Genomic DNA, 25,704 nt, shown 5'->3' with positions numbered 1-25,704 from the left:
AGTTCGTGCAGATGCTGGAGTACAAGGCAGCCCGGTCCGGGCGCGCCTTCGGCAAGGTCAACCGGTTCGCGCCCACGTCGCAGATGTGTTCGGCGTGCGGCCGCATCGACGGCCCGAAGCCGCTGAACGTCCGGTCGTGGACCTGTACCTGCGGAGCTGCCCATGACAGGGACGTCAACGCAGCGATCAACGTGTTGGCCCAGGGACGCTGGGACAACCCAAACGCCTGTGGAGCGCAGGTAAGACCGGCACTCGTGCCGGCACCGTGCCGAGAAGCAGGAATCCACCCGAACGCCACAGGCGATTTCATGCGTGGCGCGGCGGGAATCTCCGCCCTTTGGAGCGGAGAGAACGTCAACAGTGGTTCCGCTCCGACGCGGCACCGGGGAGCCTGCTCAGCGAGCGGGTCGGCCGGGGCCAGCGGAGCGTCCTGCTGACCCTCAAGTGGACGTTCAGCGGCGTCGGCGCGACGCGGGAGACGGCCACCGTCAACCTCATCGAGCCGTCGCCCGTGCAGGCCGGCACCGAGGTCAGCTACCGCTGCCAGCGGGGCTGACCGCGTTTCCCGCGGAGCCGGTTCGGGTAGGTCGGAGCCGACAGACCCGACAGACCCGAGCCACTGCGTGGAGGCCCTTCGATGAAAGACAACTTCGGGAACGCGGTGGGCGACGCGTTCCGTTCGGTGATGCTCTTCCTACCCAAGGCGGTCGCGTTCATCGCGATCCTGGTGGTCGGCTGGCTGATCGCCAAGGCCGTGCTGAAGATCGTGGACAAGGTGCTGGAACGGGTGCACTTCGACCGGGCGGTGGAGCGCGGCGGCATCAAGACCGCGCTGGCCCGCTCGAAGTACGACGCCAGCGACATCGTCGCGAAGCTCGCCTACTACGCCGTGCTGCTGGTGACCCTCCAGCTCGCCTTCGGCATCTGGGGCCCGAACCCGATCTCCGACCTGATCGCCGGGGTCGTCGCGTGGCTGCCGCGGGCGTTCGTGGCGATCGTCATCGTGGTGGTGGCCGCGGCGATCGCCAAGGCGGTCAAGGACATCATCTCCAGCGCCCTCGGTGGCCTGTCCTACGGGCGGATCCTGGCCACCATCGCCTCGGTGTTCATCCTGGGTCTGGGGATCATCGCCGCGCTGAACCAGATCGGCGTGGCGACCGCGGTGACCACCCCGGTGCTGGTCGCGGTGCTCGCCACCGTCGGCGGCATCCTGGTCGTGGGAGTGGGCGGTGGTCTGGTCCGCCCGATGCAGAGCCGCTGGGAGAACTGGCTGACCCGTGCCGAGGAGGAGTCGCGGACGATCGCCACCCACGCCCGCGCCTACCAGGCGGGCCGGCGCGACGTCGAGGCCCGGCTGAGCGAGCCGGCCAGCCCGTACGCGGAGGCCGAGCTGACCCAGCCGGTCCCCCGGGAGGCCGACGCCGACCGCACCCAGCTCGTCGCCCCGTACGGCGCGGCGGAGCCCACCCAGCCGGTCCCGCCGTACGGCGACGCCGAGCGCACGCAGCCGACGACGCCCCGGCAGCCCACCGCCGAGCAGGCGGTGGACAACGAGTCCACGATGGTCATTCCGCAGGCCGACGCCGAGAAGTTCCGCCGCTGACGATCAGCGTCCGATCGGGGTGGGGCCGCCAGGTCCCACCCCGATTCACGTTCCCGGGGGACTTCTCCGCCGATCAAGGAGTCCGTGGGCTGGATGTCCCGCAGCCCGAAACGGGACGGTCCCGAGGGCCGCGCGGACGCTACGATGGCGCGCATGACCTGGCGATGTTGATCCGACCCTGAAGGCCGATGCCGCGGGCCGCCGCGGACGCCGTACGTCCGGTGTCCGTTCCGTCCCCGTGGGAAGGCCTCATGACCATCGCTGCTGCGCGCGTACCGGCGACCCGCCGCCTGGCGGCCACGCTCTACGGCTACGCGTTCCTCACCGAATTCGTCCTGCTCTATCCGTTCTACGTGCTGCTGTTCGCCGACACCGGCCTGTCGGTCGGGCAGATCTCCTCGCTGTTCGTCATCTGGTCGGCCACCAGCATCGTCGTGGAGGTGCCCTCCGGGGCGTGGGCCGACGCGGTCTCCCGGCGACTGCTGCTCGTCCTGGCGCCCCTGCTGCCCGCCGCCGGCTTCGCCCTCTGGCTGCTCGCCCCCTCCTACCCGGCGTTCGCCGTCGGCTTCGTGCTCTGGGGCGCGGGCGGGGCGCTGCGCTCCGGGGCGCTGGAGGCGCTGGTCTTCACCGAGCTCGACCGGCTCGCCGCCACCGACCGGTACGCCCGCCTGACCGGTCGGGCGCGGACCACCGAGGTGCTCGCCGCGGCGGCCTCCGCAGCGGTGGCCGTGCCGGTCTTCGCCGCCGGCGGCTACCCGGCGGTCGGCCTGGCCAGCGTGCTCGCCTGCCTGCTCGCCGCGGCCGTCGCGGCGCGGTTCCCCGAACACCGCCCCGCACGGCAGCCGGCGGTCCCCACCTCGGCACCGGACTCCCTGCGACCGCCGGACGACCTGTCGGCGGAAGGGGCGGACGAACCCGGGTGGCGGGACAGCCTGCGCGCCGGCCTGGCCGAGGCCCGGGCCGGCCACGCCGTACGCGCGGCCGTGCTGCTCGTCCCCGCGGTGACCGCGGTCTGGGGCGGCCTCGACGAGTACACCTCGCTGCTGGCCCGGGAGACCGGCGTCGCCGAGGCCGCCGTGCCGCTGCTGCTCCTGCTCCTCTGGGCCGGGATGACCGTGGGCGGGCTGCTGGCCCCGGTGGGGGAGCGGCTGACCAATCGCGGCTACGCGGGCCTGCTGGTGCTCGCCGCGGCGACACTGGCGGCCGGTGCCCTGGTCGGCCGCCCGGTGGGCTTCCTGCTGCTCGCGGTGGCGTTCGCCGCGTTCCAGCTCGCCACCGTGCTCGCCGACGTGCGGCTGCAGGCCCGGATCACCGGGACGGCCCGGGCGACGGTGACATCGGTGGCCGGGATGGCGACGGACCTGACCATCATCGCGTTCTACGGCGGTTACGGTCTCCTCGCCGGCGCGGCCGGCAACGGTGTCGCGTTCGCGCTGGCCGCGCTGCCGTACCTGGCGGTGGCCTGCTGGCTGGTCAGCTCCCCGACCTGGACCGAGCGTCCGCCTGGCAAATAGGTGGTTACCGGATGATGCCCGGCTTTCCTGACTACGGTAGGTCCCGAGGCGGTCAGCAGGCGCGGACTCGCCGTGGGGCCGACCGGCCCGACGGCGACGGGCTGGCCGAGAAGGGCCGATCGCGGGAGGCGACGCCGGTGACGATGGAAGCAGAGCGCACCCTGCCTGCGGAGGAGCTCACCCGACTGGGCGAGCTCGCCGCCCAGCTACGAGTGGATTCGATCCGGTGCAGCACCAGGGCCGGGTCCGGGCACCCCACCTCCAGCCTGTCCGCCGCCGACCTGCTCGCGGTGCTCATCTCCCGGCACCTGCGCTACGACTGGGCGGACCCGCACGGCCGCGCCAACGACCACCTGATCTTCTCCAAGGGGCACGCCTCGCCGCTGCTCTACGCGGTCTTCAAGGCCGCCGGCGTGATCAGCGACGAGGAGTTGGTGGAAACCTACCGGCAGTTCGGGTCGCCCCTGCAGGGACACCCCACACCGGTCCTGCCCTGGGTCGACGTCGCCACCGGCTCGCTCGGTCAGGGACTGCCCGCCGGCGTCGGCATCGCGCTCGCTGGCCGGCACCTCGACCACCTGCCGTTCCACGTGTGGGCGCTGTGCGGCGACAGCGAGATGGCCGAGGGCTCCATCTGGGAGGCGCTGGACAAGGCCAGCCACTACGGCCTGCACAACCTCACCGCGATCGTCGACGTGAACCGGTTCGGGCAGCGGGGCCCGACCGAGCTGGAATGGGACATGGACACCTACCGGCGGCGGGTCGAGGCGTTCGGCTGCCAGGCGCTCGTCATCGACGGCCACGACCTGGCCGCGATCGACGAGGCGCTGGGCCGGGCCCGGCAGGCGACCGGTCCGACCGTGGTGCTCGCCCGGACGGTCAAGGGCAAGGGCGTGCCCGAGGTCGAGAACAAGCCGGGCTGGCACGGCAAGCCACTGGAACCGGAGCTGGCCGAGCGCGCCGTGCAGGCCCTGGGTGGGGTCCGCCAGATCCGGGTCACGGCGCCGCGGCCCGAGCCCGCCCCGCCCGCCCCTACTGTCACCGGGCAGCCGCCCGAGCTGCCCCGGTACGACAAGGGAACGAAGGTGGCCACCCGGAACGCGTACGGAGACGCGCTGCGGGCGCTGGGCTCGCGGCCGGACGTGGTGGCCCTGGACGGCGAGGTCAGCGACTCCACCCGCGCCGACAAGTTCGGCGAGGCGTACCCCGATCGGTTCTTCGAGATGTTCATCTCGGAGCAGCAGATGGTCGCCGCCGCGGTCGGGCTGCAGGTGCGCGGGTACCGGCCCTTCGCCTCGACGTTCGCGGCCTTCCTCTCCCGAGCCTACGACTTCATCCGGATGGCCGGCGTCTCCCGGGCCGACATCGCCCTGTCCGGGTCACACGCGGGCGTGGAGATCGGGGCGGACGGTCCCTCGCAGATGGGGCTGGAGGACCTCGCGGCCATGCGGGCGGTACAGGGGTCCACCGTCCTCTATCCCAGCGACGCCGTGTCCTGCGCCGCACTCGTCGCTGGGATGGTCGACCGCAAGGGCGTCAACTACCTACGCACCACCCGAGGCAAGTACCCGGTGCTCTACGACAACGGCGACGCCTTCCCCGTCGGCGGCAGCAAGCTGCTCCGGGGTGGCGACGACGACCAGGTGGCGCTGATCGGTGCCGGGGTGACGGTGCACAACTGCCTCGCCGCCGCCGACCAGCTGGCCGGCGAGGGGATCAACGCCCGGGTCATCGACCTCTACTCGGTCAAGCCGGTGGACCGACAGCGGTTGCTGGACGCCGTCCGGGGCACCGGCGGCCGGCTGGTGGTGGTCGAGGACCACCACCCGGAGGGCGGGCTCGGATCCGCCGTCCTCGAGTCGCTGGCCGACCTGGCCGAGCCGGTGCGGGTGGCACACCTCGCGGTACGCGACCTACCCACCTCCGGAACGTCGACCGAGCTGATGGACCAGGCGGGGATCGGGGTGAGCGCCATCGTCGCGGCGGCGCGCGCCGCGCTGGCCTCGAGCCGCTGACGCGGCGGCTGCCGTTTCACCGGCGGGTGCGCGGGTAGACGCAGCATCCGCGGCGAGAGGGGGCCTCAGGTGGAGTACGCGGAGTTCATCCAATCGGTGGCGACGCGACCGAAGATGTCACCGACGCTGGCCGAGCCGATCACCCGTGCCACGCTCGCGACGTTGGCCGAGCGGCTCAGTGGCGGCCAGGCACGGGATCTCGCCGCCCAGCTCCCGGAGGAGCTGCGGGGAGACCTACGCAAGCCCGACGAGAACGCCGAACCGTTCGAGCTTCCCGAGTTCTTCGAGCGGGTGCAGCAACGCGCCGCGGTGGAGTTCCAGGCGGCGACCGACGGTGTGCGCGCCGTGCTGGACACGCTGCGCGACGCGGTCAGAGCGAAGGAGTACGAGGACTCCATTGCCCAGTTGCCGAAGGAGTTCTGGCAGCTGACGGGGCCGGCGGCGACCCGGCTCGAACCCCGCCAGGTCGGCACCTAGGCGGGGTCACGCCCGCAGCCGGACCTCGGCGGGCTCGCGGTCGCTGCGCAGCCCCTTCCAGGAGGGGTGGCGCAGCCGGCGGTCGGGGGTCCAGGAGCGGAAGGCGACGTCGCCGACCAGGACCGGCTGGACCCAGACGGCGTGGCGGGCGTGTTCGCGCGGCACCGGGGAGTCGAACGGTGAGTCGGGCCGGCTCAGCGGCTGCAGGCGTTGCTGCAGGTCGCGCAGGACGGTCTGGGTGAAGCCCGTGCCGACGTGTCCGATGTAGGTCAGCCGGTCGTGGGCGTCGTACATGCCGAGCAGCAGGGAGCCGATGGTGCCGGCGCGCCGGCCGGCGCCGGGCTGGTAGCCGCCCACGATGACCTCGATGGTGTCGTTGAGCGGCACCTTGACCCACGCCGGCGAGCGCCGGCCCGGCTCGTACGGCGAGCGGAGCTGCTTGGCCACGACCCCTTCGAGGCCGAGGTCCGCCGCCGCGCCGGCCAGGTCCCGGCCGGCGTCGCCGGTCCAGTGCGGCGGCGTGTCGATGCTCTGCCCGCTGAGCTGCAGCTCCTGCAGCGCCGTGCGGCGCTCGGCGTACGGCAGGGAGGTCAAGTCCCGCCCGTCGAGGTGCAGCAGGTCGAACAGGTACAGCCGGACGGGAGTGGCGGCGACCAGCGCGGCGCTCGGCGCGCGAACGTGCATCCGGTGTTGCAGCGCCGAGAAGCTGGGCCGGCCCTTCGCGTCGAGCGCCACGATCTCGCCGTCGAGTACCGCTCGCCGCCCGGCGAGCAGTCGCGTGAGCTCGTCCAGCTCCGGATAGGCCCGGGTGACGTCGCGGTCGTTGCGGCTGAGCAGCCGCAGCCCGTCGCCCACGTAGGCGACCGCGCGCACGCCGTCCCACTTGAACTCGTACGCCCAGCCGGGTCCGCTGGGCAGCGCGCCGCTGGACGCCAGCATCGGCGGCACGAGACCCGGCATCCTGGCACTCACGCCTCGAGCATGGCCAATCCCGCACGCGGAGGAGCAGGTTTCCGGTCATTCCGTTCGGTCCCGGGCGACTCGCTCACCGGACGGGTTCGCCGGTCTGCTCCCACATGGACTTCATCTCGTCGAACGCCTGCTCCATGATCCGCACCATGGCCTCCCGGGCCCGCTCGCCGTCGCGCCGCTGGATGGCCTGGGCGACGTCGGCGTGCAGTTGCAGGGCCTGCTCGTGGGGGTAGTGCGGCATCAGGTGGTAGTGATGCCGGCCGGTGAGCACCTCGGCGACGAGTTCCTGCAGCTTCGCGAACATCTCGTTGCCGGAGGCGACCAGCACCCGCCGGTGGAACTCGATGTCCAGGCTGAGGAAGCGCTCCTCATCACCGGCCTTCCCGGCGGCCCACATCTTGGCCGCGAGCCCGACCAGCTCGCTCGCCTCGTCGTGGCCGACCCGGCCGGCGGCCAGCCAGGCGGCGTGCGGCTCGACCGCGGTCCGCAGCTCGGTGATCGAGCGGAGCTGCCCCATCCGGCCGGCGGAGGCGAGGCGCCAGCGGATCACCTGCGGATCGAAGACGTTCCACGCCTCGGCCGGTCGGATCATGACCCCGACCCGACGCCGGGTCTCGACGAATCCCATGGACGCGAGCACCCGCAGAACCTCGCGGATCACCGAGCGGGAGACCGCGTACCGCTCGACCAGGTCGTCGATGTTGAGGACGGAGCCGGCGGCCACCTCGCCGCCGCAGATGGCGGTGCCGAGGTGGTCGAGAACGCGGGCGTGCAGCCCGGCCTCGGCAGGGGCGTGCTGGGCGGGTGCGACCCCTGGAGAGGACTGATCCACGCTTCGGAGCATATCAGTTAGAGATCACCTCTTGAATAAGTCGGCTTTTTGCGCCTAGCATCCCGTCGTTAAGCGGACGTTACAACGAAGTGGCGCTCCTCCCCCCGGGCGGCGGCCACGACAGAAGGAGATGGACGTGCGGCGTCGATCGATATTCGGTACTTCTCTGGCTGTGGTTGCCGCCATGGGCCTGTCCGCCTGCGGCGGCGGTGGCGACGACAGCGCAGCGTCCAAGACGGTCCGGGTGACCCTGGCGAACCACGTCTGGACGGAGGACATCAAGCAGGCCCTGCCCGAGTTCGAGAAGCAGACCGGACTCAAGGTCGAGATCACCCAGCTCGGCGAGGACCAGCTCTCCGACCAGTACAACGTCAAGCTGAACGCCGGCTCGTCCGACATCGACGTGATGATGTACCGCCCCCTCCAGGAGGGGAAGCTGTTCGCCAAGAACAAGTACCTCGCCGACCTGTCGGAGCAGGTGAAGTCCAACAAGGACTGGGACTTCGCCGACTTCCAGGCCGGACCGGTGGAGGCCACCTCGTACCAGGGCAAGCCGGTCGGCGTCCCGATCATCACCGAGCAGGAGGTCCTCTACTACCGCAAAGACCTGCTCGCCAAGGCCGGCCTGAGCGCCCCGCCGAAGACCCTCGACGAGCTCAAGGCCGCCGCCGCCAAGATCCAGGCCGCCCAGCCGGGCGTCGCGGGCTTCGTCGCCCGGACCGGCAAGTCGCCGGCCGTCACCCAGTTCTCCAGTTTCCTGTACAGCTTCGGCGGTGACTTCGTCGACGACAGCGGCAAGGCCACCGTCAGCAGCGACGCCGCCAAGCAGGCGTACGCCTACTACGGCGGGCTGATCAAGGAGCACGGCCCGGCCAATGTCAGCACCGACATGAGCTGGCCCGAGGCGATGGCCATCTTCACCCAGGGCAAGGCCGCCTTCTACACCGAGGCCGACTCGCTCTACAAGAACGCCACCGACCCGGCCAAGTCCAAGGTGGCCGACACCGTCGGCTTCGCGCCGTTCCCGGCCGGCCCGGCCGGCTCGAAGCCGTACAACGTCCCGTCCTGGGCGCTGGGCGTCAACGACAGCTCGGAGAACAAGGGCAACGCCTGGAAGTTCATCGAGTGGGCCACCGGCAAGCAGCAGACGCTCGCCCAGCAGAAGTCCGGCGTGCCGAGTGCCCGTACCTCCGTCTGGGCCAACCCGGAGGGCACCGCGACCTACCCGAAGGACCTGGTCGAGGCCATCGCCGCCAGCACCAAGGACGGCGTGGGCCACGACCGGCCGCTGGTCGTGAAGGTCGCCGAGGCCCGCGAGATCGTCGGTCAGCCGATCGTCGACGCGATCGCCGGCAAGGATGCCGCGGCCGCAGCCGACGCGGCGAACACCGCGTTCCAGAAGTTCCTGGACGACGAGGCCAAGTAAGCCGCGCGCGGGTGGTGGGGCCGGTCGGCCCCACCACCCGCGTCACCCCGTCGGCCCGCCCACTCCCGGAGATCCCATGGCAACAGTCACCACCCCCGCCCGAGCGACCGGCGGCGCCTCGGAAACGCCCGACACGCCCGGCTGGGCGCGCTGGGCCAACGAGCACCGCAAGTGGCTCTTCGCCGCGCCGGCGATGATCTTCGTCGCCGCGCTGATCGTCTTCCCGCTGGCCTGGACCGGCTACCTCAGCCTCACCGACGCCGAGGGCTCCGTCCGCGCCGAGAGCGAGTTCGTCGGCTTCCGCAACTACCTCGACGTGCTGTCGGACACCGAGCGGTTCTGGCCCGCCGTCGGGCGGACCGCCACGTTCACCGTCGTCGCGCTGCTCTTCGAGGTCGTGCTCGGCATGGCGGTGGCCCTGCTGCTGTGGCGCCCGTTCAAGGGGCAGAAGTGGGTCCGGGTGGCCATTCTGATGCCGCTGGTCGCCACCCCGGTCGCCGTCGGCATGATGTGGCGGCTCATCTTCGACCCCAACATCGGCCTGGCCAACCAGGTGCTCGGCTGGGTCGGCATCGGACCGCAGCCGTGGCTCGCCGGCCAGCACTCCGCGCTGCCCACCACCATCTTCATCGACGTCTGGCAGTGGACGCCGATGGTGGTGCTGATCCTGCTCGCCGGGCTCACCTCGCTCTCCGAGGAGCCGCAGGAGGCGGCCCGGATCGACGGTGCCAGCACCTGGCAGCGCTTCCGGCACGTCACCCTGCCGCTGCTGATGCCCACAGTGATCGTGGCGATCCTGCTGCGCGGCATCGACGCGCTGAAGACCTTCGACATCCTCTACGCCACCAAGGGTCGCGGCGGCGGTTCCTTCCACGAGGTGGAGACGCTCAACGTGTACGCCTACGGCCTCAGCTTCGACTACAACGAGTACGGCGTCTCCTCGACCGTCCTCATCATCTTCTTCCTGATCATCATCGGGTCGATGTGGGCGCTGACCGCCCGCCGCAAGGAGGCGCACCGATGAAGCCCCGTCCCACGTACCGGGTGTTCCGGGTGGTGGCGCTCGCCGTCGTGGTGCTGTCGCTGCTCGCGCCGCTGCTCTGGATGGTCGCCGCGTCGTTCAAGACCAACGTCGACATCTACGACACCGGCAAGGCGCTGGTCTTCTCACCCACCACGGACAACTACGTCACCGTGCTCAAGCAGGCGAACTACGTCCAGTTCATCGGCAACAGCCTGTGGGTGGCCTTCGCCGCGACGGTGGCGTCGCTGCTCCTGGGCGTGCCGGCGGCGTACTCGATGAGCCGGTTCAACATGCGCAAGTCCGCGCTGGTGGTGCTGATGGCCCGGGTCATCCCCGGCGTCTCGCTGCTGGTGCCCTGGTACTACGTCTTCTCCAACCTGAAGATGGTCGGCGGCTTCGGCGTGCTGATCCTCAGCCACATGTTCGTCTCGCTGCCGCTGGTCGTCTACATCATGATGGGCTACTTCGACGGCCTGCCGGAGGAGCTGGAGGAGGCGGCGCTGGTCGACGGGCTGACCCACATCGGCGCGTTCCGGCGGATCACCCTGCCGCTGTCGGTGCCCGGCATCGCCACCGCCGGCATCCTGTCGTTCATCTTCTCCTGGAACAACTTCATGTTCGCCCTGGTGCTCTCCGGCGCCGACACCAAGACCCTGCCCGTGGCGATCTTCGACTTCGTCGGCTATGCCAGCATCGACTGGGGTGGGCTGATGGCCGCCGCCACCGTGGTGACCCTGCCGATCATGCTGATCGCCCTGTTCGTGCAGAAGTACGTGGTCTCCGGCCTCACCGCCGGCGCGACGAAGGGCTGAACAGACCATGACGACAATCGCGCGCATCGAGACCTTCCTCGTCGCACCCCGCTGGCTCTTCGTCCGCGTGGAGACCTCCGCCGGGATCGTCGGCTGGGGCGAGGCCACCTGCGAGGGACGCTCCGAGACCGTCCGGACCGCCGTCGAGCAGCTCGGCGAGCTGCTGATCGGCCGGGACGCGCTGCGGATCGAGGACCACTGGCAGGTCATGACGAAGGGCTCGTTCTACCGGGGCGGCCCGATCCTGGCCAGCGCCGTCTCCGGCCTCGACCAGGCGCTCTGGGACATCGCCGGCAAGCACTTCGGAGCCCCCGTGCACCAGCTGCTCGGCGGCCCGGTCCGGGACCGGATCCGGGTGTACGGCTGGGTCGGCGGGGACGAGCCGAGCGAGGTCCGCGACCACATCGCCGCCCAGGTCGAGGCGGGACTGACCGCAGTCAAGATGAACGCCTCCGGCCGGATGAGCCCGATCGCCTCGGTGGCCGAGCTCGACGGGGTGGTCGCCCGGGTGGCCGCCGCCCGCGAGGTGCTCGGCGACGACCGGGACGTCGCCGTCGACTTCCACGGCCGGTTCACCCTGGCCAACGCCCGCCGGGTGGCGCCGCTGCTGGAGCCGTACCGGCCGCTGTTCCTGGAGGAGCCGGTCGTCCCGGAGAACTCCCACCTGATCGGCGACTTCGTCCGGTCGACCACCACGCCGGTGTCCACGGGGGAGCGGCTCTACAGCCGGCAGGAGTTCCTGCCCGTCTTCCAGGCCGGCATCGCGGTCGCCCAGCCGGACCTCTCGCACGCCGGCGGCATCACCGAGGTACGCAAGATCGCCGCGCTCGCCGAGGTGTACGACGTGCAGCTCGCCCCGCACTGCCCGCTCGGGCCCATCGCTCTGGCGGCCTGCCTGCAGCTCGGCTTCGCCACGCCGAACTACCTGATCCAGGAACAGAGCATCGGCATCCACTACAACCTCGGCGCCGAGGTGCTCGACTACTGCCTCGACAAGACCCCGCTGACCTTCGTCGACGGGTACGTCGAGCGGCTCACCGCGCCCGGCCTGGGCATCGAGATCGACGAGCAGGCGGTGCGGTCGGCGGACAAGCGCGGTCACGCCTGGCGCAGCCCGATGTTCCGACACCTCGACGGCTCCTACGCGGAATGGTGACCATGACCCTCAACCTCACCGCCGAACTCGCCGCCACCCGCCTGCTGGCGGTCATCCGCGGCACCGACACCGCCGCCGCCATCGCCACCGGCACCGCCCTGCTGGCCGCGGGCGTACGGGTGGTGGAGGTGGCGCTGACCACGCCGGGTGCGCTCGACGCGATCGCGGCGATCCGGGCGACCGCCCCGGCCGGCTCGCTGGTCGGTGCGGGAACGGTGCTCACCCCGGCGGCCGTCGCCGACGTGGCCGCGGCCGGTGCGCAGTTCGTGGTCACCCCGGCCGTCGTCGACTCCATCCCCGAGGCGGTCCGCCGTGGCCTGCCGGTCACCGCCGGAGCGCTCACCCCGACCGAGGCGTACGCCGCCGTCCGGGCCGGCGCCTCCGTCGTCAAGCTCTTCCCGGCGTCGGTGGGCGGGCCCGCGTACCTCAAGGCGCTGCGCGACCCGTTCCCGGACATCCCGTTCGTCGCGGTCGGCGGGGTGGGTCTCGCCGAGCTGCCCGGCTACCTCGCCGCCGGCGCGATCGCCGTCGGCGTCGGGGGTCCGCTGGTCGGCGACGCCGCCTCCGGCGGCGACCTCGGCCCGCTGCGGGAGCGGGCCCGGGCCTACGTCGCCGCGACGTCATGACCGCCGTCGACCTGCTCACCTTCGGCGAGGCGCTGGTGTCGCTGCGGTCGGCCGGGCCCCTCGCGGCAGGTGGCGCCCTCACCATGCACCTCGCCGGGGCCGAGTCCAACGTGGCGATCGGGCTGGCCCGGCTCGGCCACCGGGCGGCCTGGGCCGGCCGGGTCAGCGACGACGAGCTGGGCGGGTACGTGCTGCGCCAACTGCGCGCCGAGGGCGTGGGTGTCGACCACGTCACCCGGGACCCGGAGCGGTCGGCCGGGCTGATGTTCCTGGAACGCCGTACCGCCGACCTGACCCGGGTGCGCTACCACCGGGCCGGCTCGGCCGGGTCCGCCCTGGACGTCGAGGACCTGCGCCCGGCCCTGGCCGCCGGGACCCGCGTGCTGCACCTGACCGGCATCACCCCGGCGCTGTCCGACAGCGCCCGCGCGGCCACCCGGTGGGCGGCCGAGACGGCGTCCCGGGCCGGGGCACTGGTCTGTCTCGACGTCAACCACCGGGCGAAGCTGTGGAGCCGCGACGACGCCCGCGCGGTGCTCACCCCCCTCGCCGGGTACGCCTCGGTCGTCGTCGCCTCCACCGACGAGCTGGACCTCGTCGGCGAACCCGGCGCGGCGGAGGAGACCGTGGTGGCCGGGCTGCTGGCGCGGGGCGTGACGACCGTGCTGGTGAAGCTCGGCGGCGAGGGCGCCCGGGCGTACACCGGCGACGGGGTCCGGCGCACGGCGGCGTTGCCGGTCACCGCGGTGGACACCGTCGGCGCCGGTGACGCCTTCACCGCCGGCTACCTCTCCGGGCACCTCGACGGCCTCGACCTGGCCGGGCGGCTGCGCCGCGCGGTAACCCTCGGCGCCTTCGCCGTCGCCGGTCACGGCGACTGGGAGGCCCTGCCGCGCCGCGACGAACTGTCCCTCCTGGACGACCTGCAGCCCGGCAGCACCCTTCGCTGAGCATCACCCGAGAAAGGCACCTGCGTGAAGATCATCGCGGCGGACGTCATCGTCTCCAGCCCCGACCGCAACTTCGTCACCCTGAAGATCACCACCGACGAGGGGCTGACCGGACTGGGTGACGGCACCCTCAACGGACGGGAGCTGGCCGTCGCCTCCTACCTGACCGACCACGTCGTCCCCCTGCTGATCGGCCGGGACCCGCACCGCATCGAGGACACCTGGCAGTTCCTCTACCGCTCGGCGTACTGGCGGCGCGGACCGGTCACCATGGCCGCCATCGCGGCCGTGGACGTCGCCCTCTGGGACATCAAGGCCAAGGCCGCCGGGATGCCGCTCTACCAGCTGCTCGGCGGCGCGTCCCGGACCGGGATCATGGCGTACGGGCACGCCTCCGGGCGGGACCTGCCGGAGCTGTTCGACTCGATCCGCCTGCACCTCGACCTGGGCTACCGGTCGATCCGGGTGCAGACGTCGGTGCCCGGCATCAACGCCGTCTACGGCGTCGCCGCCCAGCCCGGGGTCGACGGCAAGCGGTACGACTACGAGCCGGCCCAGCGCACGCCGTTGCCCGCCGAGGAGGACTGGGACACCCGCTCGTACATGCGCCACCTGCCCGGCGTCTTCGAGGCGGTCCGCAACGAGTTCGGCCCCGAGCTGCCGCTGCTGCACGACGGGCACCACCGGATGACTCCCATCCAGGCCGCGAAGCTCGGCAAGGCCCTGGAGCCGTACGACCTGTTCTGGCTGGAGGACTGCACCCCGGCGGAGAACCAGGAGGCGCTGCGCCTGGTCCGCCAGCACACCACCACCCCGCTGGCCATCGGCGAGGTCTTCAACACGGTCTGGGACTACCAGACGCTGATCCGGGAACAGCTCATCGACTACGTCCGGTCCGCAGTCACCCACACCGGTGGCATCACGGCCATGCGCAAGCTGCTCGACTTCGCCGCGCAGTACCAGATCAAGTCCGGCATCCACGGCCCGACCGACATCTCGCCGGTCGGCATGGCCGCCGCGCTCCACCTCGACCTGGCCATCCACAACTTCGGCATCCAGGAGTACATGCAGCACGGCGCGCTGACCAACGAGGTGTTCCGGCAGTCGTTCAGCTTCACCGACGGCTACCTGCACCCGGGGGAGCGGCCCGGTCTCGGCGTGGAACTCGACGAGGAGGCCGCCGCCCGGTTCCCGTACCAGCCGGCGTACCTGCCGTTCAACCGGCTCAAGGACGGCACCGTCCATGACTGGTGACCGACCGCTCACCCGGCACGTCGTGGTGATGGGGGTGTCCGGGGCGGGCAAGACGACGGTGGCGCGGGGGATCAGCGAGCTGACCGGGCTCCGGTTCGCCGAGGCGGACGAGTTCCACTCCGCGGCCAACGTGGCGCGGATGCGGTCCGGCGTACCGCTGGACGACGACGCCCGTTGGCCGTGGCTGCGCGACCTCGCCGCGTGGATGGCCGCCCGGCACGCCGAGGGGGTGTCCACGGTGCTGGCCTGCTCGGCGTTGAAGCGGTCCTACCGGGACGTGTTGCGGGAGGGCCCGCCGGACGTGGAGTTCGTCCACCTGGCCGGGGCGGCGGAGCTCATCCGGGACCGGATGAGCCGCCGCGCCGGGCACTACATGCCGGCCAGCCTGCTCGACTCCCAGCGAGCGATCTTGGAACACCTGGGTCCGGACGAGTCCGGCGTCGTCCTGGAGATCACGCTGCCGCCGGAGGAGCTGGTCACCGCTGCGGTCGACCGTCTCGGACTGCCCGCCGGAGCCGCTGCCGGTAGCCGGTAGGGCGACCGGGCCCGGGCGTCGGTCCGGGCCCGGCGCTCACTCGGGCAGGGCGTCCAGGTAGACCCAGCGAGCGTCCTCCCGGACGAAGCGGCTGCGCTCGGCCAGCGTCCCCGGCCGGCCCGCCTCGCGGTAGTGGGCGCGGAACTCGACGGTCCCCTCGGAGTCGAAGAGGCCACCCCGGTCGGTCCCGAGGATCTCCAGACGCGTCCACCGCAGGCTCGGGTCCAGATGCAGCCGGGCCGGCCGGGTCGAGGAGTGCCAGCTGCGCAGCAGGTAGTCGGCGTCGCCGACGGCGAAGGCGCTGAACCGCGAGCGCATCAGCGCCTCGGCGGTCGCCGCCGGAGCCTCGCCCCGGTGCACCGGGCGGCAGCAGTCCGCGTACGGCAGGCCGGACCCGCACGGGCAGGGCAGGGTTTCGTCGGCCGCGCTCCGGCGGGCACCGCGTTTCGCCATTCCGTCATTCTCGCCGAAAGGTTCGGCCCGTTCAGCGACCAGCCCGGCCAACCGGCCCGCGGTTGGGTCGGCGGGCCGTGGTCCGCCTGCCGAACGACTCCATGGTGGTTGCCTTCTTGGCCGGGGTACGGGTCTCGGCGATGGTGCGGGCCCGGACGGCCGCCGCTGCCTTCTTGGCCCTCGCCTGCTTCCCCGGTGCCTGCGCCGTGGCCTTCTTGGCGCCCGCCTTCTTGGCCGGCGCCTTCGCCGTGGCCTTCTTGGCGGGCGCCTTCTTGGCCGCGGCCTTGGTGGCGGGCGCCTTCTTCGCCGCGGCCTTCGTGGCCGGCGCCCTCTTGGCGGCGGTGGCCTTGGCGGTTGCCTTACGGGTGGGCGTCGCGGTGGCCGAGACGGCCTTCTTCCGGGCGACCCGGGCCGTCGTCGGGGTGGGTTTCTCGCCTGGCGCCTTCGCCAGGCTGGCCCCGGTGGCCCGCTTCGTGGCGGTCGCGACCTTCTTCGCCGCGGCCTTGTTCGGCATCGGAGCCTTCCGCGCGCCGGTGGCTTTCCGGGCGCTGCTGGGCCTGGTGGCCGCCTGGGCCATCGCTCCTCCTCGGGTGCGCGTCGTCCGTGCCGCCGGAGCGAGCGCCGGCGGACGGCGGCCCGCCGACCGGCACGCTCGGCGGGCAGGTGTCTTCCCGCGCCCCCGGCAGCCAAACTCCCGCGCGGCAGCCCGTGCCGACGGGTCTGAGCAGGGGCCGCGACCGCGTCTGCGGCGGCTCTGGTCCCCGTGCCCGGCCGCCGGTCGGGCGGCTCAGCGGGACCAGCAGGCCGGGCCTTGCCGGCCGGTTGTGCAATGGCGGCATGGGGAACGACATGGAGCAACGCCTCACCGCGGCCGCGCAGGCCCTGCGTGAGCATGAACTCACCGGGCACCGGCTGCGCGACCTGGCGGGGCGGATCCGCGCGATGCGGGCGCACGTCGACGTCCTGCGACAGCGGCTCGACGCCGAACAGGCCGACGTCGACCGGCTGGAGGGACTCACCCTGAGCCGGGTGGTCGCCTCGTTTCGTGGCGCGCGCGGCGACGCGCTGGCCCGGGAGCGCGCCGAGGCCCTCGCCGCCCGCCTCCGCCTGGCCGAGGCCGAGCGGCTGCTCACCGCGCTGCAGGAGGAGGTCGCCGCCGCGAAGGCCCGGCAGCGCCGGCTCGCCTCGGCGCCCCGGGAGTACGAGGCGCTGCTCGACGAGCGGGAACGGGCGCTCGCCGATTCCGCCGATCCACGCGGGTCACGCCTGCTGGAGCTGGCCGACGCGCGGGGGCGGCTCGCCGGGGAGCACCGCGAGCTGACCGAGGCGGTCCGCGCGGCGAACAACGCCGAGGGAGCGCTGAACCAGCTGCGGGGACTGCTCGACCGGGCGTCGGGTTGGTCGACCTACGACACGCTGGGCGGCGGCCTGATCAGCAGCGTCATCAAGCACGAGATCCTCGACCAGGCTGCCCAGGCCGCGGCTCGCGTGGACGCCAACCTCGCGACGCTGTGGACGGAACTGGCCGACGTGACCGACGCCGGGCCGTACGCGCCGTCGCTGGGCATCGGGGAGCTGACCCGGTTCACCGACATCTGGCTGGACAACATCGTCACCGACTTCGCGGTGCTGCGGCGGGTCGAGAATGCCCGCGGGGACGTCGACCGGTCGCTCAACGAGCTCGCGCCCGTGCACCGCCTACTGCGGGAGCGGGCCGCCGGGGTGGGTGCCCGGTTGTCGGCCCTCGAGGCGGAACGCGCCGATCTGCTGAACCGGCCGTGAGGGCCTCATTGGCCGGATCATCGGGGTGCCACGGTGCACGAAGGATGATCCATTCCGGTCGGTGGGGTCGCGCCGCGCGGGTGAGTTGAGCCGCCGCTTAGTTGATCATGTGGGAACCAGGAATCGTGCATAGCCTGGAGACATGAAGAAGCGCCACGTCGCCAGAGTGCCCATGCCCGGCCAACCCGGGCGGGGGCGATCGCGGACGGGCGGTGCACCCGTCGCCCGCGGGACGGCGACCCCGCCCAGCGCCGCCGCCGGCCCGGACGTCGGCGTGGCGGCGGTCCCCACCGCCCTGCCGCGGGGCGGCGCGTCGCCGCGGCCGCCACTGTCGACGTTGCCCGCCGAGCCGCCGGGCGACGGGAGCGGGGCCGACGGCGCCACCGAGACGTTGCAGGCTCCGGATGCCACCGCCGAGATCTTCGTGGACCACTCCGGCCGGCGGGCCCGGACGTTGCGCCGGGTCGCCTCCGCGCTGGTGCTGCTGGCCCTGCTCCTGATCGTGGCGCTCTGGGTCAGCCAGGGCGCGGAGGTGCTCGGACTGCCGGTGCCCGCCTGATGGCGCTCTGGCGCGGCGGGGAACGGATCGGCGGCACCGGCGACCTCACGCCCTCGCCACGGGAGTCCACTCGGCGGCGCCCGAGCGCCCGAGGCCGGTGGGTGTTCGCCGCGGTGATCACGTTCATCCTGGTCAACGTGCTCGCCGTCGGCGCGTACGCCAACTCGCGCTTCGCCCCCGACCACCAGCGGACCGGAACCCGGAGCAGCGACTCCGTGCCGGCGCCGGTACGCGACGGCGGCACCGTCGTCGACCTGCGCGGCGGCACGCTCGACGCGCGGCGGATGCCCGCCCGGACGATCGCGCTCACCTTCGATGACGGCCCCGACCCGGTGTGGACACCGAAGGTGCTGGACGTGCTCAGCCGGCACCACGCGCCGGCCACCTTCTTCGTCCTCGGCTCCCAGGTCAGCCGGCACCCGGACATCACCCGGCGGATGGTCCGGGAGGGCCACGAGCTGGGCATCCACACCTTCACCCACCCCGAGCTGACCAACCTGCCGACGTGGCGGCGCCGGCTGGAGTACTCGCAGACGGAGGCGGTCATCGGATACACGGCCGGGGTCCGCGCGCCACTGGCCCGGCTGCCGTACTCCAGCGCCGTCGACGCGGTCGATGACGCGGACTGGGCGGTCGTCCGCGACTCCGGGCGACTCGGGTACGTCTCCGTCTTCGAGGACACCGACAGCCAGGACTGGGCGCGGCCGGGCCCGGACGCCATCGTCCGCAACGCCACCCCGGAGGGGGACCGGGGCGCCATCGTCCTGCTGCACGACAGCGGCGGCGACCGCGCCCAGACCGTCGCCGCGCTGGACCGCTTCATCCCCGAGATGCAGGCCCGGGGCTACCGCTTCACCACCGTCTCGCAGGGGCTCGGCTGGCCCGCCGCCACCCCCGCCGGCACCGGCGACCGGATCCAGGGCGGCCTGCTGGTCTGGGCGGTGCGGATCGCCGACGCGACGACCCGCGGGTTCTGGCTGCTGCTGATCGTGGTCGGCCTGCTCACCCTGGCCCGTACCCTGCTGCTCTTCGGCTACGCCGTGCGGCACGCCCACCGCCGGCGCGCGCCCACCTGGTCCTGGGGCGACCGGATCACCGAGCCGGTGACGGTGATCGTGCCGGCGTACAACGAGCGCACCACGATCGCCGCGGCGGTGCACTCGCTGGCCTCCGGCAGCCATCCCGGCATCGAGGTGCTGGTCGTCGACGACGAGTCGGACGACGGCACGGCGCAGGAGGTGGAAAGGCTCGGGCTGCCCAACGTGCGGGTGGTCCAGGTGCCCGGCGGCGGCAAGGCCGCCGCGCTCAACGCCGGCGTGGCACTGGCCCGGCACGACCTGCTGGTCATGGTGGACGCCGACACCGTGGTGGAACCGGACGCGCTGCACCGCCTGGTGCAGCCCTTCGGCGACCCGCGGGTCGGCGCGGTGGCCGGCAACGTCAAGGTCGGCAACCGGCGCCGGCTGATCGGCCGGTGGCAGCACATCGAGTACGTCATCGGGTTCAGCCTCGACCGGCGCCTCTACGACACGCTGCACTGCATGCCCACCATCCCCGGCGCGCTCGGCGCGTTCCGCCGGGAGGCCGTGCTGGCCGCCGGCGGGCTGAGCCGGGCGACCCTCGCCGAGGACACCGACCTCACCATGGGCATCCACCGCGCCGGCTGGCGGGTGGTGTACGAGGAGACCGCGGTGGCCCGCACCGAGGCGCCGAGCACCCTGCCGCAGCTGTGGCGGCAGCGGTACCGGTGGAGCTACGGCACCATGCAGGCGCTGTGGCGGCACCGGCGGGCGTTGATCGAACGCGGCCCGTCCGGTCGCTTCGGCCGGCGTGGCCTGCCGTTCATCGCCCTGTTCTCGGTGCTGCTGCCGCTGCTGGCCCCGGTGGTGGACATCTTCGCCGTGTACGGGCTGTTCTTCCTCGACCGGTACGAGACGGTGCTCGCCTGGCTCGCCGTGCTGGCCATCCAGGTGATCACCGCGATCCTCGCGTTCCGCCTCGACCGGGAACCGCTGCGCCCGCTCTGGGCGCTGCCGTTGCAGCAGTTCGTCTACCGGCAGGTGATGTACCTGGTGCTGGTGCACTCGGTGGTCACCGCGCTGAGCGGGGGCGCGCTGAAATGGCAGAAGCTGCGCCGTACCGGGGAGGTGGCGGCCCAGCCGACGGCCGGGTGACGGCGGATCAGGTGAGCGGGGCGGTCGCGGCCCGGGCCGCCCGCCGGGCCGACGCCGGCAGCCCGGGCGCGTCCGCGATCAGCGCGCGGGCCTGCGCGGGGGAGAAGACGCCGGCCGGCGGCTCGCCCCGGCCGCAGGGGCCGTCCGACTCGCCGGGGCTCTTCACCCACAGCAGCGCCGCCACCCGCGCCAGCCGGGGATCGGTGGTGGGCGGCGCGCCCAGCGCCTGCGGGGTGGCGTTGCACCACTGGTCGTCCGGCGGCGCCGGCAGCCCGTTGCGGGACGTGTCGATGACCATCTCCCGGCCGCCGACCAGGTCGGACACCGCCAGCCCCCAACGGTGACTGTCGGCGGTGGACTGGCGGTTGGCCACGTTGACCGAGAAACCCTCGGCGCGGGCGATGCCCGCGCGCCGCAGCCGCTCGGCGGTCTCCCGCGGGTCGTGCCAGCGCGGGTGACCGGCGTCGAGGTAGACGTGGTGGCCGGCGTCGGCGAGCACCCGGACCGCGCGGGCCAGCAGCGCCGCCCGGGCGTCGTCGAAACACTCGGCGGCGACCGCGTCGGGTTCGAGGATGACCGCCGCACGGTGGTCGCCGAGCGCGTCGACCACCTGGTCGACGAAGCGGGCGTACGCCCTGGCGTCGCGGGCGCCCGCGCCCGGGCCGGCGCAGTCGCGGTTCGGCACGTGGTAGAGCACCAGCACCGGCAGGGCGCCCTGCCGGCGGGCTGCGGCGAGCACCCCGGCCAGGTCGGGAAGCTCCTCCGGGCCGGTCAGCCAGCGCGCCTGCGGGGTGCCGGCGATCGGGTCGAGCCAGGCCGCGCCGTGGTCGCGCCGCCAGTGCGCCGCGGGGCTGTCGGCGTCGACCAGCAGAGTCGCGCCGCGGAACGGGTGCCGCAGCGGCGCGTACGACCCGCCGCCGCAGCCGCCGATCGCGGCCAGCAGGGCCGCCGCCAGGACGCCGCCGAGCAGGAGTGCGCGCATCCGGTCAACCTATGCGCCCCCGCCCGCCGCCGCAGTGCGGCGGAGGACGTCCCGGTGTCCGGCGGGGCGGCCGGGCGAGGGCCTGCGGACGAACGCCCGTCAGAGCTCCACCGGCAGTGGCACCGGGCGCTTGGCCACGCGGTCGTCCCCGGAGGACCGGCCGCGCAGGTGCCGGGCCAGCCAGGGCAGCAGGTGCCGGCGGGTCCAGGCCAGCTCGGCCCGGACCAGCTCGTGCCGGGGTCGGTGGGCGGCCACCGGCAGCGGGTGGGACCAGGAGTCGTCGTACCCGGGCAGGCCGGCGGTGTGCGCCAGCGCGGCGGCGATCCGCTCGTGCCCGGCGCGGTTGGCGTGCAGCCGGTCGTCGCTCCACAGCCGCGGGTCCGAGGCCACCGGATGTGCACCCAGGTCGAGCAGCGTCGCGCCGGTCTCGGCGGTGGCCGCCCGGACCGCCGCGTTGAGCGCCAGCACCCGCCCGCGCAGCGGTCGGGCCAGCGGCATCACCGGGGCCGGGTCGGGCAGGGTGAAGGTGAGCACGGTGGCGCCCTGGCCGACCAGCGCCCGCTGCATCGCCCGGACGTCCTCGGCCACCCCTTCGGCGTCGAACGACGGCCGGAGCACGTCGTTCATCCCGGCCACCACGGTGGCCAGGTCCGGCGCCAGGTCCAGCGCCACCGGCAGCTGCTCGGCCCGGATCCGTGCGGTGGTCCGGCCGCGGATCGCGAGGTTGGCGTACTCCAGGCCGCCCTGCGCGCGGGCCACCGCCAGCGCGAACCTGTCCGCCCAGCCCCGGTAGCCGCCCTCGCCGTCCGGGTCGTCCAGCCCCTCGGTGGTGCTGTCGCCGATCGCCACGTACCGCCGCCACAACATGGCCGCCAGCTTAGGACGGCGCACCGGCGGGGCACCGCAGGGCCGCCCGCGCCGCTAGCCTGGGCCGCGAGATGGAACCGTCACCGGGCAGGCACGCCGTGCCGGGGCGCGCGGCGAGCCCGACCCAACGCCGCCTCGACCCCGACCAGGTCCGCCGGTACGTCGCGGCGTCCCTCGGCCCGTCGCCCCGGGTCACCGGCTGCGGGCCGCTCGACGGTGGCGGATTCGCCGCCGTCTGGTGGGTGACCCTGGACGACCGCCGCGAGATGGTGCTCAAGGTCGGGCCGCCGCCGCACGTGCCGCTGCTGCGCTACGAGCGCGGTCTGGTCGCCGCCGAGGCCCGCTACCTGCGCCGGGTCGCCGCGCGGGCCCCGGCCGTCCCCGTCCCGCCGCTGCTGCACCATGGCAGCGACCCGGAGCTGGGGGACTGGCTGCTCACCGGCCGGCTGCCCGGCCGTACCGTGCACGAGCTCAGCCGGGCGGGCGCCGACACCCGCCGGGTCCGCGCCGAGTTCGGCGCCGCGCTCGCCGCGCTGCATCGGGTCACCGGCGACCGGTACGGCTACGACGGCGGGCGGGCCCGCGGGGCGAGCTGGCGGGCCGCCTTCACCGCGATGCTGGACGGCCTGCTCGCCGACGCGACCGACTGGCGGGTGCCGCTGCCGGTGCCGGCGGCACGGATCCGGGCGCTGGTCGACCGGCACGCCGCCGTCCTGGACGCGGTACGCCGCCCGGCGCTGGTCCACTTCGACGGCTGGGCCGGCAACGTCCTCGCCGTCGCCGGCCCGGACCGCGAACTGCGGCTCAGTGGCCTGGTCGACGGGGAGCGCCACCTGCACGGCGACCCGCTGGTGGACCTGGTGTCGCCGTTGCTGTTCCGGCGGGCCGAGGACGAGCCGGACGACGCGTTCGTGCGCGGCTACCGGGCGGTCGCGCCGGTGCGCCTCGACGCGGCGGCGCGCCGCCGGCTGGGCCTGTACCGCCTGCACCTGTACCTGCTGATGACGGTGGAGATGCCGAGCCGGGGGATCACGGCCCGGTCCGACCCGGGACGCGTGGCCCGCCTCGCCGAGCTGCTCGACCGGGAGCTGGCCGACCTCGGTCGCGGCTGACCCGCCCCGACCGGCCCGGTCAGCCGTCGCCGGTCAGCGCCTGCGGCCGCAACGCCGCCAACCAACGCCCGTGGGTCGGCACCCGGTCACAGCCAGCCGGAGCGGCGGAACAGCCGGTACAGGGTGATCCCCGCCAGCGCCATCAGCAGCAGCGCCGCCGGGTAGCCGTAGCGCCAGCCCAGCTCGGGCATGTGCGCGAAGTTCATCCCGTAGACGCCGGCCACCGCGGTCTGGGTGGCCGCGATCGCCGCCCAGGAGGCGATTTTGCGCATGTCGTTGTTCTGCTCCACGGCCAGCTGCGCCAGCCGGGACTGCAGGATCGAGTTGAGCAGGTCGTCGTACCCGCCGATCCGGTCCACCGCTCGGGTCAGGTGGCCCTCCACGTCCACGAACCAGCGCTGCAACGCCGGTGGCGGCCCGCCGTCGCGCTGCTCGACCAGGGCGCGCAGCGGCGCCTGCAACGGCAGCACCGCCCGCTTGAACTCCACCACCTCCCGTTTGAGCTGGTAGATGTGCTGGATGTCGGCGCCCCGGTCGCGGGCGAAGACGCTCTCCTCCACGCGTTCCAGATCCCGCTCCAGGTGCCCGGAGACCTCCAGGTACAGCTCCACCATCCGGGCGCAGACCGCGTACGCCACCGCCCACGGTCCCTCGGCCAGCACGCCCGGCCGACGCTGGATCTCCTCCCGGACCGGGGCGAGGGCACCGGCCGCCCCGTGCCGGACGGTGATCACGAAGCGGTCGCCGAGGAACACCATCACGTCCCCGGTGTCGATCACCTCGGAGGTGTCGGTCAGCTCGTCGTGCTCGACGTAGCCGGCGGTGCGCAGCACCAGCAGGGTGACGTCGCCGTGCCGCTGGACGGTCGGGCGGTGCCCGTCGGCGAGGGCCTGCGCCACGCTCAGCTCGTCCAGCCCGAAGGTGCGGCCCACCGCCGCCAGCACCGCCGCATTCGGCTCGTGCAGGCCGAGCCAGACGAAGGAGCGCCGGGTCCGGCGGCTGCGGGCGTACGCGTCGGCGTAGTGCGGCCGCCCCGGCTCCCGGCGTCCGTTGACGTAGACGGCGCAGTCGACCACCGCGTCCGGGTTGGACCGCCGGGGCGCTGGCGTGGTCGCCTCGGCCGGTCGGCCGAGCAGCCGCCCGAGCAGGCCGGGGAGCCGTGGGCTCCGCCGCGTCCGTACCGCCGACCGGTCCACCGCGCACCTCCGCCCCGCCCGGAAACTGACGGCCTACCGTACGGCACGTGTGCCGTCGGCGCGGTCAGCGCGTGGCGGTGGCGAAGACGACGATGTTGTCGGGGTAGTTGCCGGTGCGGGGGTTGAACCGGCCGCCGCAGGTGATCAGCCGCAGCCGGGCCGTCGCGTCCCCGCCGTACACCCGCTCGGTGGGGAACCGCTCCTTCGGGTACGCCCCGACACCGTCCACGGTGAACGTCGCCCGCCGGCCGTCGGCCCGGGTGACCTCGACGACGTCGCCGGCCCGGAGCCGGCCGAGGTCGAAGAAGACGGCCGGGCCGGCCTGTGAGTCGACGTGCCCGACCAGGACCGCGTTGCCGGCCTCGCCGGGGGTCGGGCCGCGGCGGTACCAGCCAGCCAGCTCCGGCTCATCGAGCGGCGGCACCTCCAGGGCGCCGTTGCGGTCGGTGGCCACCGGGATGATCTCCGCGTCGACGCCGATCCGGGGGATGGCGATCCGGACCGGTCGGGACCGGGGTAGCGCCGGCGCGGGCGAGCCGGCGCGTTCGCCGGTCGGGGCGGCCGAGCTCCCCGGCTGCGGTGGCCGGACGGCCGTGGTGCCCAGGCCGGCGGCGACCAGCCCGGCCCCGGTCGCGGCGGCCAGGGTGATCGCGGCGACCACCGCGGCGGTACGGACCCGCGACGGCCCGCGCTCGGGGTTGCGCTGCGGCGACAGCTCTGGCACCTCCGTCCGACGTGGGCGCGGTGCCCGCGCCGGTCGGACCGGCGCGGGCACCCGCGCACAAGGGATGGTGTGTGGTGCCGCTCAGGCGACGACGGCGGCCCGGCGCCGGCGGCGGATCAGCACGTACGCCCCACCGGCGACGGCTCCGGCGGCCAGCGCGCCGCCCGCGGCCAGCACGCCGGTGTCCGGGCCGCTGCCGCCGGCGCCGGCCTGCGCGCCGCCGATCGGCGTGACGGTGAACTGCGCGCTGCCCCCGCTGCTGCCGTCGCCGCAGGTCGTCGTGACCGTGTAGGTGCCCAGGGTGAACCCGGCGGTGAAGAGTTCGGCGCTCAGGCCGCCGCCCGCCGCCGCGGTGGTGGACCGGACGTTCTGGTCCCGGTTGGGCCCGGTGACCCGGAAGATCGCGTCACCTACGTTCGGGTTGCAGGTCGTGGTGAGCACGACGGTCCCGCCGACCGGGGTGGTCGCTGGTGAGACGGTCGTGGTTTGCGCGAGCGCGGCGGCCGGGAGCAGGAGTGCGCCGAGGCCCACGCCGACCACCGCCGATCCGAGAATTGACTGTGCCTTCATGCGCGTCTTCCCTCACTTTTCGTCCGCTGTCTGCGTGGGACGTCGTTCGGGTGGCCAACTCCGTGACTAGCACCGGTGTGGCCAACACT

The 25,704-nt window shown here is 73.4% G+C and carries 27 protein-coding genes; 18 read left to right on the top strand and 9 right to left on the bottom strand.

The genetic code is table 11. The features are described 5' to 3' along the window. The first annotated feature begins 11 nt into the window (after positions 1–11). The 6 genes from I8N68_RS24715 (at position 12) to I8N68_RS24690 (ending at position 5,609) form a co-directional block, all read left to right on the top strand. Positions 12–437 carry a zinc ribbon domain-containing protein gene (locus tag I8N68_RS24715; RefSeq protein WP_234040536.1) on the top strand — a complete coding sequence of 142 codons (426 nt, stop codon included), beginning with the start codon at positions 12–14 and terminating at the stop codon, positions 435–437. Continuing rightward, positions 338–556, top strand: coding sequence for a hypothetical protein (locus tag I8N68_RS24710; protein WP_200214728.1), 219 nt, complete (start codon positions 338–340; stop codon positions 554–556). The genes I8N68_RS24715 and I8N68_RS24710 overlap by 100 nt, the downstream gene beginning before the upstream one ends. Before the next feature lie 81 nt (positions 557–637). Next, the gene (locus I8N68_RS24705; RefSeq protein WP_200214707.1) at positions 638–1,603 is read left to right on the top strand and encodes a mechanosensitive ion channel family protein; all 966 of its coding nucleotides are present in this window, start codon (positions 638–640) and stop codon (positions 1,601–1,603) included. 251 nt (positions 1,604–1,854) lie between these two features. Next, on the top strand, positions 1,855–3,117 hold the full coding sequence (locus I8N68_RS24700) for an MFS transporter (protein WP_200214705.1): 1,263 nt from the start codon (positions 1,855–1,857) through the stop codon (positions 3,115–3,117). Between the two features lie 143 nt (positions 3,118–3,260). Next, entirely contained in the window at positions 3,261–5,132 is a 1,872-nt protein-coding gene (locus I8N68_RS24695) for a transketolase (protein WP_234040535.1), read from the top strand. A 69-nt stretch (positions 5,133–5,201) separates the two neighbouring features. Then, a complete protein-coding gene (locus tag I8N68_RS24690; RefSeq protein ID WP_307812960.1) occupies positions 5,202–5,609 on the top strand; it encodes a DUF2267 domain-containing protein in 408 nt (135 codons plus the stop codon). Between the two features lie 6 nt (positions 5,610–5,615). On the opposite strand, the gene ligD is transcribed toward I8N68_RS24690, so the two are convergent. Beyond that, on the bottom strand, positions 5,616–6,581 hold the full coding sequence (gene ligD, locus I8N68_RS24685) for a non-homologous end-joining DNA ligase (protein ID WP_372433836.1): 966 nt from the start codon (positions 6,579–6,581) through the stop codon (positions 5,616–5,618). A gap of 73 nt (positions 6,582–6,654) precedes the next feature. Beyond that, positions 6,655–7,413, bottom strand: a complete 759-nt coding sequence (locus tag I8N68_RS24680) for a FadR/GntR family transcriptional regulator (protein ID WP_307812959.1) — start codon at positions 7,411–7,413, stop codon at positions 6,655–6,657. Between the two features lie 184 nt (positions 7,414–7,597). Here I8N68_RS24680 and I8N68_RS24675 point away from each other — a divergent pair, with 184 nt between their 5' ends. The 8 genes from I8N68_RS24675 (at position 7,598) to I8N68_RS24640 (ending at position 15,196) form a co-directional block, all read left to right on the top strand. Then, the gene (locus tag I8N68_RS24675; RefSeq protein WP_234040511.1) at positions 7,598–8,839 is read left to right on the top strand and encodes an ABC transporter substrate-binding protein; all 1,242 of its coding nucleotides are present in this window, start codon (positions 7,598–7,600) and stop codon (positions 8,837–8,839) included. Positions 8,840–8,915: 76 nt separating this feature from the next. Continuing rightward, complete coding sequence (locus I8N68_RS24670) at positions 8,916–9,863, top strand: carbohydrate ABC transporter permease (RefSeq protein ID WP_200214697.1); 948 nt, start codon at positions 8,916–8,918, stop codon at positions 9,861–9,863. Then, positions 9,860–10,675: a carbohydrate ABC transporter permease gene (locus I8N68_RS24665; protein ID WP_200214695.1), complete on the top strand. Its 816-nt coding sequence runs from the start codon at positions 9,860–9,862 to the stop codon at positions 10,673–10,675. The genes I8N68_RS24670 and I8N68_RS24665 overlap by 4 nt, the downstream gene beginning before the upstream one ends. A 7-nt stretch (positions 10,676–10,682) precedes the next feature. Next, entirely contained in the window at positions 10,683–11,831 is a 1,149-nt protein-coding gene (gene dgoD, locus I8N68_RS24660; RefSeq protein ID WP_200214693.1) for a galactonate dehydratase, read from the top strand. Positions 11,832–11,833: 2 nt separating this feature from the next. Next, positions 11,834–12,457, top strand: a complete 624-nt coding sequence (locus I8N68_RS24655) for a bifunctional 4-hydroxy-2-oxoglutarate aldolase/2-dehydro-3-deoxy-phosphogluconate aldolase (RefSeq protein ID WP_234040510.1) — start codon at positions 11,834–11,836, stop codon at positions 12,455–12,457. Beyond that, positions 12,454–13,407 carry a sugar kinase gene (locus I8N68_RS24650; protein WP_200214689.1) on the top strand — a complete coding sequence of 318 codons (954 nt, stop codon included), beginning with the start codon at positions 12,454–12,456 and terminating at the stop codon, positions 13,405–13,407. Before I8N68_RS24655 ends, I8N68_RS24650 begins: the two co-directional genes overlap by 4 nt. 24 nt (positions 13,408–13,431) lie before the next feature. Beyond that, the gene (gene manD / locus I8N68_RS24645; protein WP_200214688.1) at positions 13,432–14,661 is read left to right on the top strand and encodes a D-mannonate dehydratase ManD; all 1,230 of its coding nucleotides are present in this window, start codon (positions 13,432–13,434) and stop codon (positions 14,659–14,661) included. Next, positions 14,651–15,196: a gluconokinase gene (locus I8N68_RS24640; protein WP_200214687.1), complete on the top strand. Its 546-nt coding sequence runs from the start codon at positions 14,651–14,653 to the stop codon at positions 15,194–15,196. Before manD ends, I8N68_RS24640 begins: the two co-directional genes overlap by 11 nt. Before the next feature lie 36 nt (positions 15,197–15,232). Here I8N68_RS24640 and I8N68_RS24635 read toward each other — a convergent pair whose 3' ends face one another. Continuing rightward, complete coding sequence (locus I8N68_RS24635; protein WP_200214686.1) at positions 15,233–15,649, bottom strand: YchJ family protein; 417 nt, start codon at positions 15,647–15,649, stop codon at positions 15,233–15,235. Positions 15,650–15,680: 31 nt separating this feature from the next. Then, positions 15,681–16,226 carry a hypothetical protein gene (locus I8N68_RS24630; protein ID WP_200214685.1) on the bottom strand — a complete coding sequence of 182 codons (546 nt, stop codon included), beginning with the start codon at positions 16,224–16,226 and terminating at the stop codon, positions 15,681–15,683. 260 nt (positions 16,227–16,486) lie between these two features. Here I8N68_RS24630 and I8N68_RS24625 point away from each other — a divergent pair, with 260 nt between their 5' ends. From I8N68_RS24625 to I8N68_RS24615, 3 genes are all read left to right on the top strand, one after another. After that, entirely contained in the window at positions 16,487–17,431 is a 945-nt protein-coding gene (locus I8N68_RS24625) for a hypothetical protein (RefSeq protein ID WP_200214684.1), read from the top strand. A gap of 142 nt (positions 17,432–17,573) precedes the next feature. Further along, positions 17,574–17,990, top strand: a complete 417-nt coding sequence (locus I8N68_RS24620) for a hypothetical protein (RefSeq protein WP_200214683.1) — start codon at positions 17,574–17,576, stop codon at positions 17,988–17,990. Between the two features lie 113 nt (positions 17,991–18,103). After that, complete coding sequence (locus I8N68_RS24615; RefSeq protein ID WP_307812958.1) at positions 18,104–20,164, top strand: bifunctional polysaccharide deacetylase/glycosyltransferase family 2 protein; 2,061 nt, start codon at positions 18,104–18,106, stop codon at positions 20,162–20,164. A gap of 7 nt (positions 20,165–20,171) precedes the next feature. Here the strand turns inward: I8N68_RS24615 and I8N68_RS24610 are convergent, their stop codons facing one another. Together I8N68_RS24610 and I8N68_RS24605 are read right to left on the bottom strand one after the other, a co-directional pair. Next, positions 20,172–21,146, bottom strand: coding sequence for a glycoside hydrolase family 6 protein (locus I8N68_RS24610; protein ID WP_200214677.1), 975 nt, complete (start codon positions 21,144–21,146; stop codon positions 20,172–20,174). A gap of 99 nt (positions 21,147–21,245) precedes the next feature. After that, positions 21,246–22,013: an SGNH/GDSL hydrolase family protein gene (locus I8N68_RS24605; RefSeq protein WP_200214674.1), complete on the bottom strand. Its 768-nt coding sequence runs from the start codon at positions 22,011–22,013 to the stop codon at positions 21,246–21,248. 71 nt (positions 22,014–22,084) lie between these two features. Between I8N68_RS24605 and I8N68_RS24600 the strand changes: the two genes are divergently transcribed. Further along, entirely contained in the window at positions 22,085–23,125 is a 1,041-nt protein-coding gene (locus I8N68_RS24600) for a phosphotransferase family protein (protein WP_200214672.1), read from the top strand. Positions 23,126–23,211: 86 nt separating this feature from the next. On the opposite strand, the gene I8N68_RS24595 is transcribed toward I8N68_RS24600, so the two are convergent. The 3 genes from I8N68_RS24595 to I8N68_RS24585 all read right to left on the bottom strand — a co-directional run bounded on the left by I8N68_RS24595 (position 23,212) and on the right by I8N68_RS24585 (position 25,615). Further along, complete coding sequence (locus I8N68_RS24595) at positions 23,212–24,321, bottom strand: magnesium and cobalt transport protein CorA (protein ID WP_200214670.1); 1,110 nt, start codon at positions 24,319–24,321, stop codon at positions 23,212–23,214. 64 nt (positions 24,322–24,385) lie between these two features. Beyond that, positions 24,386–25,036: a class F sortase gene (locus I8N68_RS24590; protein WP_200214722.1), complete on the bottom strand. Its 651-nt coding sequence runs from the start codon at positions 25,034–25,036 to the stop codon at positions 24,386–24,388. 90 nt (positions 25,037–25,126) lie between these two features. Beyond that, on the bottom strand, positions 25,127–25,615 hold the full coding sequence (locus I8N68_RS24585; RefSeq protein ID WP_200214667.1) for a hypothetical protein: 489 nt from the start codon (positions 25,613–25,615) through the stop codon (positions 25,127–25,129). Positions 25,616–25,704 lie beyond the last annotated feature (89 nt).

This window comes from Micromonospora coerulea, assembly GCF_016598485.1.
Taxonomy (GTDB): Bacteria; Actinomycetota; Actinomycetes; order Mycobacteriales; family Micromonosporaceae; genus Micromonospora; species Micromonospora coerulea.
The sequence above is the reverse complement of the archived record's forward strand: the minus strand, read 5'-3'. Positions and strand labels throughout refer to the sequence as shown.